The sequence below is a fragment of the Verrucomicrobiota bacterium genome (assembly GCA_037139415.1).
In the GTDB taxonomy this organism is placed as follows: Bacteria; Verrucomicrobiota; Verrucomicrobiia; order Limisphaerales; family Fontisphaeraceae; genus JBAXGN01.
In genome coordinates this window covers 1-16,337 of sequence record JBAXGN010000185.1, presented here as the reverse complement: position 1 = coordinate 16,337, position 16,337 = coordinate 1, and the positions used below count along the sequence as shown (strand labels likewise).

The following is a 16,337-nucleotide window of genomic DNA, read 5'->3' as shown; positions in this document are numbered from 1 at the left end:
CCACTGGGAAGAACTCTGGACTTCACCCCATTCGTAGCAGTGTCAAGATGCGCCCCCTACAAACGTGCTCACACAGTGACTTAAGCTACCGGATATTCTTCGAGGTCAAACCCTGAAATTTTCAAGGCTTTCATTTTCATTGCAATCTCCGAACTAAGAATGGGACAAACTGGGTATTCATCAAGGTAAAATATATCGCAATTATTCGGTATCAGATAATCCGTTAAATAGCCTTTATATATCGCTATGGCATGCCGTTCAGGTGATGTTTTGGACCATCTAATGTCTGACAATTTTTTATTAAGACATGGTGTTCGTTTTTTAACGGCCAATATATTATATCCGCGCAGTCTATTATCAACACCATACGCAGTGTCTGGCAGAGGGAAAAACTGCACATCTTCAATATTCTTTACACTTTGAAGTGTCTTAGTTAAGCGGTCAGAAACAATGTACCATCCAATATCGTTTACTATACCGTCCTGAAAAACGCTTCCACTGCCATATGAAAACTGGAAGTTCTTAAAAAACACCTCTGGCGATATTTTATCGTACAGAAATTTGAGCGGGTCAACAACCTCTTCAAGCGAATAGTCTATAGCAAGACGATAAGATTCAGAATGGGACAAATACTTTAATAAATAAAACGGTTTTGACATATAATTAATGGTTTTAGTATATGTGTTCCCATGAGGTTCCGATGTAATGACCGTCACCATCGTATGTGGAACCATCGTCAAGATCAATGAAGATATCATTTTGCCAATCATACCTGACATGCCTATGACTCGCGAAGAAGATAATAGCCTTAACGTGTTCTACGATGTTAACAACTACTGCGACCTTTCCTGCAGCAGCTTGAACATTTTTTGAAGCAGCAACATTACGCCGTACATATCCGTAACCATCTGGTCGCTTGAACGAGATGTTGTCAGGTATCTCAAACACCGCTTTATCCCTATAAAGCTTAAGTTTTCCATTACGAATATCTTCTAGTACACCATCAATAACTTCCTCTAAGCCAACTCGCGCTTCAACTTCGGTACATTTAGGCCCCAGTTCACGCCACTTACTTGATAAACGGCGTTCAACTTCATTGTGGTATATTTCGTCTGCATGAGGACCAGCATGTCCACCAAGAGCGATCAGTTTTTGCTCGGTCTTTAAATTGTAGCAGGCGCGTTTAACTAAAGCATGCGTTTGAAAATTCCGAGTAGTATTATTCCAAGTGATAGGATGATGCCATTCAAACGGCACATTTGAATATTTTGCCATTGCAGACCCATTGGGTTCTACAATCATGCTAATTGGTGGATCATTTGCTCCGAGTCCAAGAAATTCTGATTTGCTAACCGGATCATTCGAAAGAAATGCATAAAGATTCTCCCCTCCTTTCTCGGATAATGGATCTCTGGACAGCCACATTCCCTTGGTCGGGTCATAATATCGGAAGCCGAAATAGTATAGCCCCGTCTCATTATCCATGTATTTCGTGGAGAACCGGAAGGGATTGCGAAAGGCCATGGGTCCAGTGGCGCGAATTAACTCTCCGAACGGACCATGTTCATAAACCGCAGAAATAGAGCTGTCAGCCGTATTAACTAGTAGAGCCACATTGCCATTACCATCATGCACAACAAAATGGGAACCACCTTCACTATCGTTCACCATCAATAAACCACTCACCCCACCTGAACCTGGTATGGAACCGCTGAGATCATTGCCCCACACATAACTGCGCACCACTTGATTATTGTCGTCCAGTTCCACCAGCAGGTTCCAATTGTCGTAAATATACTTGCGTTGATAATCCATCGTCCATGAGCCAGTCCACTTGTAAACAATTTTCCCCATGCGCCGGCTCCGCCAATCGTAAACCAATTCCAGTTTTTGCCTTGGATGTCCCGCATTCTCAGCAGCAAGAGTTGTTTCGGCTGCAATCAGGCGATTCTCAGCATTCCACGTAAAATGCCAAGTTCCATCATTTGTCAGGTTTCCATCTAGATCATGCAGCACAATTTCGGAAGACTTAGCTAAGTAAACATGCCCAGTTGTCGCTGCAATCAAATCCGTGTTGGTTCCCCGATTCAACACCGCTATATTCGTCAAAGAAAACCAGATACCGTTGCTACTATTGTTGACCGGCAGTTCGACGTGAAAGTATTCACCAAGCCGTTCTGTTCCCTGAAGGTTGACCGTCACCGTAGCATTGGAATCAGCCGTACCCAACAGGCTCAAGTAACTGGGCACTGCAAGGCTGGTGATTTGATTGAGCAGATTGGAGCCGTAAGCCGATTGTCGGCCATTGCGTTTCGAGGTTAGCCGGTTGCCAATGCTGTCGAACGTGTATTCAAACTGCTGGCCACTTACCGCCACATCATTGGTCCATTTACGCAATCCAGCAATCACTTGCCCCAAAGCATCGTAGTTAATCTGCCAATAGCTGGGATTGTTATAACTTGAACCGGCGATATCAATCCGGGTGCGTTGGTTGGCTGAATTGTATGTGTAGGCGAATGCACTGAGCGTAACATTATTCTGGTCCACGGCACTGACGCTATAGAGCCGATTTAATGCATCGAAATTTTTGCTGATGGTCAGGCGCAACAAATCGTTCGACTTGAAGACAATGCTACTGACCAGCGAAGAATTGGTCCAATAAGTGTAGTCAGCAGTGAGATTCTCGTAAGTCACACTCGACAGCCGCAATGCTGAATCATAGCCAAAACCCATGCCATAGACGCTGCTGCCACTGACTGTTACGCCCAGCGCTTCACGTTGCTGCAATGAATTCAGGCTATTGGTAACCGTCACGCCGTCTAAAATCCCCCCGCTATAGCTTTCCGTCAAGACCTGCCCGGCATCATTGTAAACGATGGTGGTGGTCATGCTGCCCTGCACCACCGTTTTCACCTTCCCTTTGCGGTCCAGCGTCAGCGCCACATTTGAGGCTCCACCGCTATAATTGATGCCGGTCACTTGTCCGGCGGCATTAGTGGCATAGGTTGTAGTGATTCCACGTGCCCAAGTACGGGCTGTGGGGCGTCCCGCACGACTGTAGGTATAAGCCGGACCTTGGTTGGTCGTGGCGTAGAATTTGTTAGTCATCACGCCCAGCACCGGATCATAGTCCCATAAAGTCGTAGCAGTTCCAGCCGCCCCAGTAGTGGTCAGACTGCGCGGCCGTCCCTGCTCGTCAAAGGCATACGACACGGGATAGGTTCGTGCGCCAAAGTTCGTTAGCAATTGTCCCTTGATGTTATACAGATTAGTCACTACGCCGTTATCCGGTAACACTTGGTGCATCACTCGCCCCATGCCATCCAACCCGTACTGCGTCAATTGTCCGGTGCCAATTACTGGCTTAACGCTCGTTGCAAAGACCTGGTCAGCTTCATTGAAGCCGTTGGTGGCTACCGTACTAACCCGTGCATCAGTCACCGCACGTTGACGGCCAAACATATCGTACTCGAAGCTTGTCCCGCCCAAGCCATTGGTATCGGCGTCAAAGTTCATCGTGGAAAGCAACTCATCCCCTTGATAGGTGCTGACCGTATAAGGTCCGTTCACCAGTCGGCTGGTCACGTAACGATAGCCGTTGTCCCGTTGCACCACAGTCTCGTAGGTGCGCCCAAAGCTAGTGGTTCGCGAGTAGTTGCCATCGGGCGTGGTATCAGTGGTTTGGGTTACCGTTTCAGTGTTGGCGTTATCGGTTAGCCAGACACTGGTCTCGGTGCGCCGCACCAGCCCAAGCACATTATCCGTGAACACATCGGTGGTGGTCTTGGTGATCTGGTCCTGCAAATAGTTGATGGTATCACCCCGGCTGGCACTGATAGCCTGACATTCTGGTTCACCTTTGGCGTTGTAAGTCATCAAGGTCACGATGCCATCCGGGTCCACTTGCTTCACTTGCTGGCCTTGGCTGTTATAGAAGAATTGAGTCACAGCCACGTCATTGCCTTGCGATATCTTGATCGTCCGCCCCAACATATCAGTATAGGTAGTGGTGGTTTCGGGGGTATCGTTGCCTTGGGCGTCGAGCTTGATAACCTTAGTGTAGAGTCCGTTATTGGCCACCCCATATTCGTAACGCTGCGGTTGAGTCACAGCAGTACCGGTAACGCTCGCAAGTTGGCCATCTGGATAGAACGCTTGAATTTGGGTGCCGCCTTCCGCATTGGTCGTGGCCCGGATGTAGTAACCGTTAGCCGCATATTCTCCGTAGCTGGTGGGTTGATTCAAGGCATTGTATTCAAGCGTCAACCGGCCACTTAAATCGTAGAATGCCTGACGGGTGACCATAGCAGAACCATCGCGGCCCACCCGCACCTCATTGGTGACGTTGCCATAAGCATCCATCAACTGGTAATTGGTAATGCCTGACCGACCCGAGCCGCACTGCCGATTCAGCGCGTCATAGATATTATACGTGTAAACGCCCTCTTCATCGCGGGTGTTCAATAGCAAACAACAGGTGGTGTAGGCATTGGCTCTATAAAGCTGCGTTACGGCATTAGTCATCAGAGTCAAACGATGCGGATAGTTGGTGTCCTGATAGAAATAGTATTCATCCGAGAGCGTTAGCGGCGAGCTGTATCCTGAAACCATTTTGCTGTAGCGTCTGGCCACATCCCCGCGCTCATTGTACTCCACGGTGGTTTGGGTGCCGTTCAATACATTTGTCCCCGTGCTATCTGGTTCTCCCTGGGCCGTGAAGTCATAACGCTGACCGTTGATGTCGATACCCGACTCACTGAGTTGCTCAGTGCCGTTAGGTTTGATGGTCAGGGTTCCCCAACCACCTGTGCGTGAATAATAACGATTGGTGGTGATGAGGTTACTAGGCGCGTCCCAGTTTGTATTTGCTGTAACGCATTGGATGTCCAGGCGTTCCGTGCCTGTGAAAATGGTGTATTGCCGGCTAACTTCGGGTCCCAGCACGTATTCAATGGTCAGGCGCGGGGTATCCGTATCCATGAAGTAAACGTCCGGGGCACTTGCTGGAGCAGTATAATCATAGACCTTAACCCGGCATTGGTTGGTGGCGGCGCTAAGGCTGGCATTCATGAAACTGCTGATTTCCTGGGTAACTCGTCCCGCACTGTCGTACTGATATTTGGTCCAAGAGCCGTCGGGCTGAATATTGGTCATCACCAAGCCAAACTGCGGGCTGTTGGTGTTTTCGTTATACACCCATTGCGTGACTTGACTCTTCTCCGCGCTGCCAACCAGAGTTTGTATGCGCATCCGCATGAAGGCACCGCCAGGACCATAGAGGCCACGATAAAGGTTGGTCTGGATAAATACGGGAGCGTTGCCGTTGTTAACGTGATAACTGCGGGTATTCGTGTCCGGCCAGCGTTCAGTAGTTCGTTTGAGGCCCCCGCCAGCGGTTAGGGAGAGACTTTGATCGCTCGGACTCCATTCGTAGCTGCTGGTGTTACCGTTGCCATCGTCAATGATGAACTGGTCGCTGGAACCGTTGTCGCTAAAGGTCCATACGCGGGCGGTGACTGAGCCATAGTTGCTGGCGTTAGCTCCGGCGTAGAAGCTGATCTGGAAGCTTTGAACCCCGTTGTTGGGCGGTAGGTCGCTAATCACGGCCACCCCATCCGGCGCGGCAATGAGCTGGTTGCCATCCACCGTGCTGGTGGTGACTTCCGGCCCCGCAAGGATGGCGACGGAACTGCTGCCAGTCATGGCCAGACCGGGCAATTCACCCTGGATGCTCAGCAGACCAGGGCAACTGCCATCCCGGCCGCGCCCGAGACTCATCAATATTTCAATACCGGTGCCGCCACTGCCGAACGCGCCCACCTCACCATTGCCAAAGCCACACAGGTTGCCATCACACCCGGATTTGGGCAGTTCCAGGTAGGCAATGCCCGGATTTTGTGGCGGCTCGATGTACATCTCGCCGGTTTGCTGGAGTTTGCCGGTGCCGCGAACTTTGAGGGATTTGTTGACGATTTGCGGCGCGCCGCCAACGTCCGGCACCGTGATCTCCCGCCATTGCAGCGTGGCGTCCTCATCCAAGGGCAGGATATAACTGAAGCGATACTTCACCCGGCAGAGCCAGGCGGTATCCTGATCAACTTCGTGATACCAGGCTTTGGTATTGGCGGGAGGATAGTAAGTGAAAAGCGTGCGATTGGTATAGACCGTGTTGGTGCCCCATCGGAAATCCTGGCTGAGTTCGAGCAGACTGCGGGGACCTTCATCCTTCTCAAAAAGTTCCCACGTTTGCTCAATCATCGGGATTCCCTCAAACGTGTACGTCAGCACCATCCGGGTGTTGCTGATAATATTGGTGGTCCAACCGTAGTCATAGTTGGTGAACTGCAATTGTCCTGTAGCTTCCGAAACACTCGGGGTGAGCCAACGCTCGGTGAGAATGTTTTGAAAGCTCTCAGGGGTGAAGGTCAATTGATTGGTACCATCCACACTGTTGTTGTTGGCTTTGACAATAGCCAGAATCAGGGTGCCCCAAGCGTCCAAATGCGTGCTGCCGGAATGCTCCAGGATTGGATTGTCATAGGTCATGGTGTCAGTCCACAAAACGCTCGTGTCGTTTTGAACCGATGCGGTTGCGACATCCGTGGTGCCCAAATTTGCGTGCAAATATACGGTCCATTCCATTGTCCCCGGCACGCAATTATCTGGGGCCAGATATACCTGCCGGTCTTGGAAAAGATCGTGCATGGACACCAAATTGGTCCACTTCCAGCCAAGTGGTATTTCGGTGATGACCTGCCGATGGTATAAATTGGTGCCTTGGTAACCAGTAAAGCCATACGGCGGATACGCATTGGTGGCTTCTACACTGGCGTACGTTACCCCCAAGCAGCGCAGGCATTGCGCCTGTAGCGTGCTGCCGATACTTGCCAACCACAGCCCGACCGCGATGAAAATCAGATGGAAAAGTTTCATAGAATCCCTTTTGTGTCCTTATTTGAGTGGAGTGAAGACGCTGAATTTCATCAGCCCGTTAGTGTCGCGATCATGCCGGACCCGTGGGTTGGCTCCCAGCATGATGGCCATGTAATCGGTCAGGTTGGTGTCGCCCGAAGTATAGGCGCTGGTGGGACTGGTCTTGCTCACCAGCTTCTCATAGGCGTTGCTCAATCCATCGCCATCGTCGTCCTCTTCATTTGATGCTGCCAAGAAGTATTGATAGGGCACAGCAGCGTTGGTGATGACAAAGTTCGTCTGGCCCGCTTCGCCGTGGCTCAGCAAAACCCAGGCAATCGAGCTAAAGTTGGTGGCGGTCCCGTAAAACGTCACCGGCACCAGATTTGTCGTGGCAAACACATCATACGCGCCATTGGTCCGGTTGGTGTTGCAAAGGCTCAAGGCCAGATTGGTGCCATAAGTGAAATTGAGCAGATATAGATTGGTGAGCGGGTCAGAGGTATAGGTGAAACTAGTATTAGTCGGTCCGAAATCGCCAGGCAAGGATGGTGCCCCATTCTCTTCCGCACGTTGAGGCCCACGGTGACGCCTTAAGGTTCGATATTGCGCCAGTGATTCCTGAACAGTAACAGGCCCCATAGTAGCTAGTGGACTCTGCGCTTGATAGTCCCAAGTGAACTGGCTCTCCTTGCAAGCGAACGGGAAGAAGTAGATTTCATCCAACTGGCCATGCAGCTTCTCCTGCCCCATTTTATCCGTGCCAAGGAAGCAAACCCAGTGATCCAAATCGGTGGCTAACGTGGGCATAGGCAGGTTGGTGGCTATCATTTGCCCATCCAAGGCCAAGGCAGTGTAGTCAGGGCCGTAAACCAATCCGAATTGATGCCAGACTCCGTTTTCCAAGCTAACGGTGGCACGAATGAGTTCCACCGCCTGATCACCCCGATAAGCCGTTCCGTATATGGTGTTGCCGTCCGGATCGAAATACAGGGCGAAACCAACATGAGTCCGGGTATTAAGCTGGGCGATTTCAAGTACCCGCGCATGTGTTCCCGGTCCTTGTCCACCCAATGAGCTGCTGGACCAAACTGGAGCAAACCACAATCGGATGGAACCGCTATTAGGCGAGAAGTTGGGTGGTCTGCGGGTTCCTTGGGCAGGAATGATGCAGCGGGAAGCGGTGTTGCCCATCATTTGCAGAGCCGTGCCTGACCAACTTTCGGCAAAATAGACGGACTTGAGGTAAACTGAATTGGATATGGAATCGGCCACGAAGTTGGTTTGCAGTTCATTGGCGCGATAGAGGAAGCTTTCTCCTTCAGGCAACACAGGACGGGCTGGGCGTGGCTTGGCAGTTACTTCAGGAGGGAGGCAGGCAATGGCTAAACAGGCGACCACGTAAATAAGTCGAAACCCTTCCCGCACTTGGTTCGTATATGTATTCATAATTCCAAATGTATTTTCCAGCCTAAATGCGCAAAGGCTATATTTCTGCGCTGATGATTTATGGGTACCGCAAACCTGGTATGTAGTCAATAAGCATTTCAGTTTGTAAGTCTTTCGAGAAAAAATGCTGCCTAATGAAGAAACGACGCTGACTAACTCTGTGCAATCACGTTTCTTTTCATAAATTTTCTCAATATATTCTTCACCCTGATATATTGCCACTTTCTTATTACCTCTGCAAACACACTCCTTCAACGGCAGGCCAAATTCAAGAACAGTATTTAAGGGTTGTGTTTAGGCTGACTAGATTCGATTCCACTCAGATTTTTTCCACGAGGTTCTTTGCTTGTTCGTTCAGGAACACTCTTAGGGCTGGCTTTGGGGGAAACTTGCGGTAGCTGCTCTTGACCTGGGTTTTTCCCTTTGTAATAGCCCAGTCAGGATCATGCCTTTCCATTCTGCGTTAGCGTTCTCCAATATCTTCTTTAATTCATCCAAGGTAAAGGGGCGACGACCATCCGTGACAGCCCGGTTCTTTAAAAGAGACACACGTTCCGCTTCATTGACATCCACTAGGCCATCGCGCTTTGCCTGGCCCAAAGCTGTTCGAATAATTTTCAGGCTGATGTTAACCGTTCCAATGGATAGCCGGCTGGACAAGCTATCCCGGAGACCAGTAATTTCCTTGCTCGTCAGGTGGGTGATGTCGAAATCTGCCTTTGGCCCGAGAAATTCCAATAAATGTGCAATGACCGTCTTGTAACGTAGATGGGTCTTTTCGGCGGCCTCGAGTTCTTTGCGTTTCAACCAGGATTCCATGTACTCCTTGATGGTAGAACTCGGCAGCGCATCCTTATTGGAAAGGGCGTATATATCCGCGAGCACTTTTCGTGCCTGTTCCTCTGTCAGGCGACTGCGACTCCCCAAGGCGGAAGCGTCCTCGAACTTGTTAGCGATCCGTTGCGCCTCTCGCCGATCCGTGGTTTTGGTTGAGCGCTGAGTGCGACATCCATCCGGCAGCGTGAAACACGCAATCCAGAACGGTGACCGTGGAATTCGTCGTAGCGATGCCATATCGAGTGACTACAATAGTTACAACAAACCAAGCTGTCAAGCATGTTTGAATGTGTCAAAAATGCCTGAAAAACCGCATGTCTCGCCTGAAAGATCGTACCGGGGGTTCGAATCCCCCCCTTCCGCCAGCTTCATGACCAACAAGTTGCGAACGTGAATGCTGGCTGGCATAATTGTTTCACATAACAAATTCGCTGGTGTTTGCCCCCTCACGTGCTCCCTTAACTGTGAATAAGGTTTTTACCGCAACGCGACCAGTCAAGGCATTCAACGTGCCAAAAAGCAATCTAGTAATTTTTGACACGGGGCGATTTTGACCTACTTTATCGAATGAACTCGGATCAAAAGCCGGGCGCGAACCGCGCAACCCCGCCTGGGGTTGAAGGAAATCGCATTTTCCCCGCTCGGACCGGCAAGGAACTTATTCTTGCGACCAAGCCCTATGCCGTGGAAGTTCGTTGGAAGAGTTGGTGGCACACCCTTTCGACGCTCGGGCTGCTGGGCGCGTTGCTCTTCGGGACCTTTCAGCCGATGCCGTTCCTGGCCAGACTCGCTTGCAGCGTGCTGGCTGGATTGGTCCTTGTCCGGATGTTTGTGATTTATCACGATTACCAACATCACGCCATTCTCAAATCCTCGCCCCTGGGCAATTGCCTCTTTTCGCTGTTTGGGCTGTTCATCCTTGCGCCATCGAGCATCTGGAAGCGCTCCCACGATTACCATCACCATCACAATTCAAAATTGTTTTCGGCCAGCATCGGCTCCTTTCCGATCATGACTCGGCGGCGGTTTCTTCGGGCTTCAAAAAGCTCCCGGTTTTGGTATCTGTTTGTTCGCCACCCGTTCACGATCGGCTTCGGGTACGTGTTTGCCTTTGCGTATGGCATGTGCGTGGCCTCCTTTCGAAGCAGCCCCCGGCGGCACTACGATTCCCTGCTGGCCCTCGCCCTGCATGGTGCGGCGGCGCTGGGCATCCTCTGGTTTCTGGGGTGGCAACAACTCTTGCTCTCGGTCACCATTCCCTTCACGCTCGCCTGCGGTTTTGGTTCCTACCTGTTCTATGCGCAGCACAATTTTCCCGGGGTCACCTTCAAGGGAAAGATCGAATGGAGCTACGAACATGCGGCGTTGGAATCGTCCAGCTACATGGTCATGCACCCATGCCTACGGTGGGTTACGGCGAATATCGGGTATCACCACATCCACCACATCAACTCGCAGATTCCGTTCTATCGGTTGCCCGAAGTCATGGCCGCGATTCCGGAATTCCAAACGGCCAAGACGACTTCGCTTTGGCCCGCCGAAGTGCTGCGGTGTCTGGGCCTGAAAGTCTGGGACCCTGAGCAAAACAAAATGCTCACCTTTGCGGAAATTTTTGCCGTGCGCGCGCTGGGCGATTGATCTCAACCATGACCAAAGGCAAAGTTTATCAGTTTTTCAAAACGCCCGCTTGCGCGTTCCTGCCCATTGAATTAGGGTTGCTCTGTGATTGCGATAGACGAATTACGATCTTTGCCGGTCGCTGAACGGTTGCGGTTGGTTGAAGATTTATGGCACTCAATCGCGGATGATCCAAACTGCTTGGCGGATTGGGCGTGCATGTTAATGCCATACATAAGTTGGTCTGCGCAGCAACCCGTTCGCTGCATCCGCCAGCCATTCGCGCGGTGCCGTTGGTGAACGGGGCGGCTATAGAACCCGATTCAGTGCTCCTCTGATGTTTCTCACCTCCAAGCCAGATTGCCAGCGTGCGAAGGTTCACGGCCGTTATCGGAGTTGGATGATGGTGGTGGCTCTGGTTTGGCTGGTTTCAGTCTTTCGTGCGGCGGCGCAAAATCTGGTGGATAATCCCAGCTTTGAATTGGGGGTTACCAACTGGTCGGTCTGGAAGGGGGGCACTTTGCAGCTCAGCACGAATGAGCACATGGGCAGCAACGCGCTGGTCATCACCAGCCGCACGGCATCGGATCAGGGAGCGCAACAAACGCTGACCGGGAAACTCGTATCCGGCGCCAGTTATTATTGTGCGGGCTGGTTTCAGGCGGCCAGTGTCACCCAGCAGACGGTGATGGTGGGCATGCAGTTCACGGATGATGCCGGGGTGCATGCCACGAATATTGCACAAGGCACTTGCAGCAACGGCGGCTGGAGTTTTCTGGCCGGCTGCTTTGATTTGCAGGCCACCGGTGCGGTTCAGGATGTTCGCCTTTACGTTTCCGGACCCGCTGCAAATGTGGACCTGATGGTGGATGACGTGGCGGTGGTGCCTTTGAGCGGGATGCGGCTGGCGGCGCGCAAATTCCCCAATGTCTGGGTCGGCGGCGTGGGGGGCGACTCGACCCTTAAAAACAACCCGACGTATGCCGAGGTTGTGGGGACGGATTACCACATCTGCGGTTCCGAAAACGCATTGAAATTTTCCAGCACGGAACCGCAGTCCAACTCGTATTCCTGGAGCGCGGCGGACACGATTGTGAACACCGGCATTGCCAACGGGCAACAAACGCGCGGCCACACGTTGATCTGGCATAGCAGCGTGCCAAGCTGGGTCAGCAGCAACACTTGGACGACCAGCCAGTTGCAGACCATTCTGTACGATCACATTGACACGGTGGCCGGTCGTTACAAAGACAAGTTGTTCTGCTGGGACGTGGTGAACGAGGCGCTGAATGATAGCAACGGCGGCCTGCGCAGCACGATCTGGTATGACCAGCCCGGAATCGGTTACGCGGGGCAGGGGAGTAATTACATCGCGGAGGTCTTCAAACGAGCCCATGCGGCAGCGCCCAATGCCAAGCTGGTCTATAACGATTACAGCAATGAGGAAGACAATACCAAGTCCGACGCGATGTACGCGATGGTGCGAGGGTTTAAATCCAACGCGGTGCCGATTGATGCCGTGGGCTTCCAGATGCACATTAACCAGAGTGGTCCCAACCTGGCGTCCATGCGCGCGAATTTTCAGCGTTTCAACGATCTGGGGGTGGACCTGCACATCACCGAACTGGATGTGCGCATCAACATTGATACCAATACGGGCTTGGCCACCAATATTACAGACCTGGCCACGCAGGCGGATACGTACTTCAATGTGTATGGCACCGCGCTGGCGTTCCCGCGAACCCGGGTGCTTCAGACCTGGGGTTATGACGATTCCCATTCGTGGGTACCGGGCTTTTTCCCCGGCTCTGGCGCGGCGCTGCCTCTGGATCAAAAATTTAATCGCAAACTCGCTTGGTGGGCCATTTATAATGTGCTGGCCAATCAGGCCGAAAACCTCCCGATTGCGGCGATGTCCTCCGGCGATAACAGCAGTATTGTCACCAACACCGCCTTCAGTGCCGGGCGGGCGCTGCTGTTTTCCGCGAATGCTACCAATGATTATATCGCGCTGTTGGTCAATGTGCCGTATGCAGGGGAGTATACGCTGCGGGTGGGGGTGAGAAAAACCAACTCTTGCGGCCAGTTTCAACTGGCGGCTGCGCCCGTCGCGAGCGGGGGTTACACAAATCTTGGCGCCCGGCAGGATTTATATGCCTCCACCACTTCGTATGCGGATCTGGTGGTGGCCACCAACAATTTTGCGGTGGCGGGGGATTACTGGTTCCGCTTCACGGTGGCCGGCAAGAATTCCAGCAGCAGCGGTTATGCGTTGATTTTGGATTACCTGCGCTTGACGCCCACCGGAAAAGACGGCAACCAACCGCCTTCCGTGGATGCCATTCCCGACCAGGCGGTTTTGAAGAACCAGGCGTTCGGCCCGCTGGCCTTTCGCGTGCATGATCGGGAGACCGTGGAAAGCGCGTTGGATGTTTCCATTGCCACCTCCAACCCGCAGTTGTTTCCGACCAACAATCTGCAACTCACGCAGTACGGGCCGCAATTTCTGCTGAATGCCGTGCCCGCCGCCAATCGCTACGGAACTGCCACCTTCATGCTCACGGTGCAGGATGCGGATGGCACGGTGACGCAAAGCAGTTTCAATATCACGGTCACCAATAATTACAGCGAACCCATCATCGAGCCCTTGAGTGATTTGACCATCACTCAGGACACGGTGGCGGTGGTGCCGTTTATCATGTGGGATACGGTGGATAATGTGAGCACACTGACCTTGAGCGTGTCCACGTCGAACACCAACCTGGTGCCGGCGACCAATCTGGTCATCACCGGCACGGGTACCAATCGCACGGCGACGATCACGCCGTTACCGGGCCGGGTGGGGGATACCGTTATCACGTTTGTGCTGCGCGATCCGGGTGGGCGCGCCTGCACCAACGCCTTCACGCTGCAAGTCAGCCCCACGCCTTTGACCAGTTTCAAGCAACTGAACAATCCCGGATTTGAATCGCCATTCAATACCCAGAATAGCGTGACCAGCAGCAACTCCATTACGGGTTTATTGGCCAATGGCTGGTCGGAAAATTCAAAATATGGATCGCTCGCGCCCACCGTGATTTATAGCGCAGAAACCAATGATGTGCCCGCCGGAAGCTACGCCCAAAAGGTGGTTCTGGCGACCAATGGCAGCCCGAACTTTCAAATCATCCAATCCTTTGCCATGACCAACGGACGGATGTACACCGCGAGTGTCTGGATGAAAAGCACCCAGGCGATGACCATGAATTTATCCGTCGGCAAAAGTGCGTCGCCCTACAGTACCTATTTTAACACCAGCGCCACGATCTCGAATGTCTGGCGTAAAATCAGTGTCAGTGGCGCGGCCCCTTCCAACGTCACGGCGCGCATTGTGCTCCAGACCAGTCAGCCCGGGACATTTTGGATGGATGAAGCCTATATCACGTCGGACCTGATCAATACTGCGCCGGTGCTGGCGGCCATTTCCAATGTGACACTCAATGCCGGGCAGACGTTGCAGTTCACCAATGTGGCCACGGATGCCGAGGTGCCACCGCAAACGCTGACGTTCCAATTGTTGAGCGGACCCACGAATGCGGTGCTGAACGCCGCCAACGGGGTTTTCCTGTGGCGGGTGGCCGCCATGCAGGCTGGCACCACGAATCAGATCGCCGTCAAGGTGATGGATGATGGGTCGCCGGTCTTAAGTGCGACGCAGAAGTTCACCGCAGTGGTCAATCGCCTGGGCAAAACGCGGCTAACCAACTTCGTTCTATCTGCCAACCGCCAGGTGCAACTGCGCGTGGATGGTGATCCCAATCTGGATTACCTGATTCAGGGCTCCGTCAACCTGAGCAACTGGACTTCCCTCAATACCAACCTGTCGCCAGTTCTTCCGTACACGTGGACCAACACCAATGCGTTGACCAACCAGTATTACCGCGTCCTGTTGCGACCTTGACTGAGTACACGGTTTGAACTTCCGCCGGATGCCCGCGGGTAATTTCTTGCATCTTCAGCCGATAACAGGGAACAGGGTCAAAACCATAGGATGGGTCATTTTTCATAGACTTTCCGTTTCCACGCCCGACACAGGAATCTCCTGCATCCAGTCGCGCATTGGATTATTCGTATTCTTGGTCACGGCGTTCAATATCCCGCCGTTGCGGCTTCCCGTCAAGTGTTGTCCGGCATTCGTCATGGACGTTATGAGTGGCAGGGCCGTAGGCCCGTCATGTGATAGCCCGGGCTGAAGGCCCGGGAATACGTTCCCCGTAAACCGCCCCGCCCTGTAAGGGCGGAACCATCGTTGCGGGCGTCAATCATGGAACTGAACATCCCTCCCTTTCAGGGCGGCGGCAATCAGGTGATTCATCGTTTCCTTGGGGCTTCACCCCAAGCTATCACATCACGGGCTTTCAGCCCGCGCGATCCGTGCGGGGAACGGGGGCATCGCAGTCCAAAAACAACGCACCCCCTAACCGCAGCTTAACCAGTCTGGCGGCAGGGGGTGCGAGGGTTTCAATTCCCGATTAACTCGGCATAAAAACGGCTACATCCGACCACGCGCCGGGGCCGTCGTTGCCGATGGCGCGGATGCGGAAGGTGTGATCCTTCCCGCGCTCCAGACCGTCCATCTTGATTTTGCCGCAAGCGCCGTGCCGCGCGCCGATCTTCCAATTGGCGGGCACGGACGTATCCCCCACGCAATATTCCACCTCGAACGTGCGCGCCCCGCGCGGGCTTTTTGCGCTGGCAACCGCTGAGCCGGGCAACAAACCGGCGACCACCTTGAAATTCTGCGGCGCGGCCGGCGGGTTGGGACTCGGCACGCGGGCTTTGACCAGATCATAGCCGGTGGTTTCCAGGATGGTGCGGTCGCCGCCGGACTTGATTTGCAAGTAAGTGCCAATTTCACGAATCATGACCAGCAGTTCCTTGCGCAACGCATTCTTGGCGGAGATTTTCACCTTATCGCGGTCGCCCGCCGCCGTCACCGCATCGGCAAAGGCCACCTGTTTGGCGGTGAGCGCCACCAGGGTCGGAAACTCCGTCGGCCACGGCAGCGGAAAATGCGTGTTGCCCGTCAGCGCATGGACCATGCCGAGCGTTTTACTCGCCAGCAAGGCATCGCCATAACTGGAATAGTCTAATATTAATTTTGTCATTGGACCTACTTTGATAACCGGATTAAGCGAAGCCCAGCGGAATTGCCAGTAGGTTACCTGGCCATATCTCGGTTGACTCATTTTTATTGTTCCTATATTGAATCCCGACACCATGCCGGGATTCATGAGTAAAATAATTTTCATAGATTTATCGAATTGCCAAGCAAAAATTTATAAAATCTTTCACCCACTCCCTGTCAAGGCTTTGGACAACCCGCCAAACACCCCAAAAAAATCATCAATAGCCATTGTCCAATAAGAAGTTACCGCAGAATCGGCAAGGGCTATTCCTGATGACCTAAAAGTTGGAGCTGATGACGTAAAAGTTGGAGCTGATGACGTAAAAGTTGGAGCTGATGACGTAAAAGTTGGAGC

8 protein-coding genes are annotated in these 16,337 nt (G+C 52.6%); 2 read left to right on the top strand and 6 right to left on the bottom strand.

The window, feature by feature from the left end:
- Positions 1-80 precede the first annotated feature (80 nt).
- The 4 genes from WCO56_24185 to WCO56_24170 form a co-directional block, all read right to left on the bottom strand.
- Positions 81-659 carry a hypothetical protein gene (locus WCO56_24185; protein ID MEI7732693.1) on the bottom strand — a complete coding sequence of 193 codons (579 nt, stop codon included), beginning with the start codon at positions 657-659 and terminating at the stop codon, positions 81-83.
- Positions 660-672: 13 nt separating this feature from the next.
- Positions 673-6,933, bottom strand: coding sequence for an RHS repeat-associated core domain-containing protein (locus tag WCO56_24180; GenBank protein ID MEI7732692.1), 6,261 nt, complete (start codon positions 6,931-6,933; stop codon positions 673-675).
- Between the two features lie 18 nt (positions 6,934-6,951).
- Positions 6,952-8,361, bottom strand: coding sequence for a LamG-like jellyroll fold domain-containing protein (locus tag WCO56_24175; protein MEI7732691.1), 1,410 nt, complete (start codon positions 8,359-8,361; stop codon positions 6,952-6,954).
- A gap of 366 nt (positions 8,362-8,727) precedes the next feature.
- Positions 8,728-9,435, bottom strand: a complete 708-nt coding sequence (locus WCO56_24170) for a phage integrase SAM-like domain-containing protein (GenBank protein MEI7732690.1) — start codon at positions 9,433-9,435, stop codon at positions 8,728-8,730.
- Between the two features lie 330 nt (positions 9,436-9,765).
- On the opposite strand from WCO56_24170, the gene WCO56_24165 reads away from it, so the two are divergent.
- Positions 9,766-10,836: a fatty acid desaturase gene (locus tag WCO56_24165; GenBank protein MEI7732689.1), complete on the top strand. Its 1,071-nt coding sequence runs from the start codon at positions 9,766-9,768 to the stop codon at positions 10,834-10,836.
- A 379-nt stretch (positions 10,837-11,215) separates the two neighbouring features.
- Positions 11,216-14,755: an endo-1,4-beta-xylanase gene (locus tag WCO56_24160; protein ID MEI7732688.1), complete on the top strand. Its 3,540-nt coding sequence runs from the start codon at positions 11,216-11,218 to the stop codon at positions 14,753-14,755.
- A gap of 571 nt (positions 14,756-15,326) precedes the next feature.
- Here the strand turns inward: WCO56_24160 and WCO56_24155 are convergent.
- Both WCO56_24155 and WCO56_24150 read right to left on the bottom strand, forming a co-directional pair.
- The gene (locus tag WCO56_24155; GenBank protein MEI7732687.1) at positions 15,327-15,962 is read right to left on the bottom strand and encodes a fibronectin type III domain-containing protein; all 636 of its coding nucleotides are present in this window, start codon (positions 15,960-15,962) and stop codon (positions 15,327-15,329) included.
- Between the two features lie 183 nt (positions 15,963-16,145).
- A partial coding sequence (locus WCO56_24150; GenBank protein MEI7732686.1) for a hypothetical protein occupies positions 16,146-16,337 on the bottom strand: 192 nt, incomplete at its 5' end.

Bases quoted from the DNA above. Each gene is read 5' to 3' on its own strand.
- WCO56_24175 (MEI7732691.1), bottom strand. From the start codon at position 8,361: ATGAATACATATACGAACCAAGTGCGGGAAGGGTTTCGACTTATTTAC.
- WCO56_24185 (MEI7732693.1), bottom strand. From the start codon at position 659: ATGTCAAAACCGTTTTATTTATTAAAGTATTTGTCCCATTCTGAATCT.
- WCO56_24155 (MEI7732687.1), bottom strand. From the start codon at position 15,962: ATGACAAAATTAATATTAGACTATTCCAGTTATGGCGATGCCTTGCTG.
- WCO56_24170 (MEI7732690.1), bottom strand. From the start codon at position 9,435: ATGGCATCGCTACGACGAATTCCACGGTCACCGTTCTGGATTGCGTGT.
- WCO56_24165 (MEI7732689.1), top strand. From the start codon at position 9,766: ATGAACTCGGATCAAAAGCCGGGCGCGAACCGCGCAACCCCGCCTGGG.
- WCO56_24180 (MEI7732692.1), bottom strand. From the start codon at position 6,933: ATGAAACTTTTCCATCTGATTTTCATCGCGGTCGGGCTGTGGTTGGCA.
- WCO56_24160 (MEI7732688.1), top strand. From the start codon at position 11,216: ATGATGGTGGTGGCTCTGGTTTGGCTGGTTTCAGTCTTTCGTGCGGCG.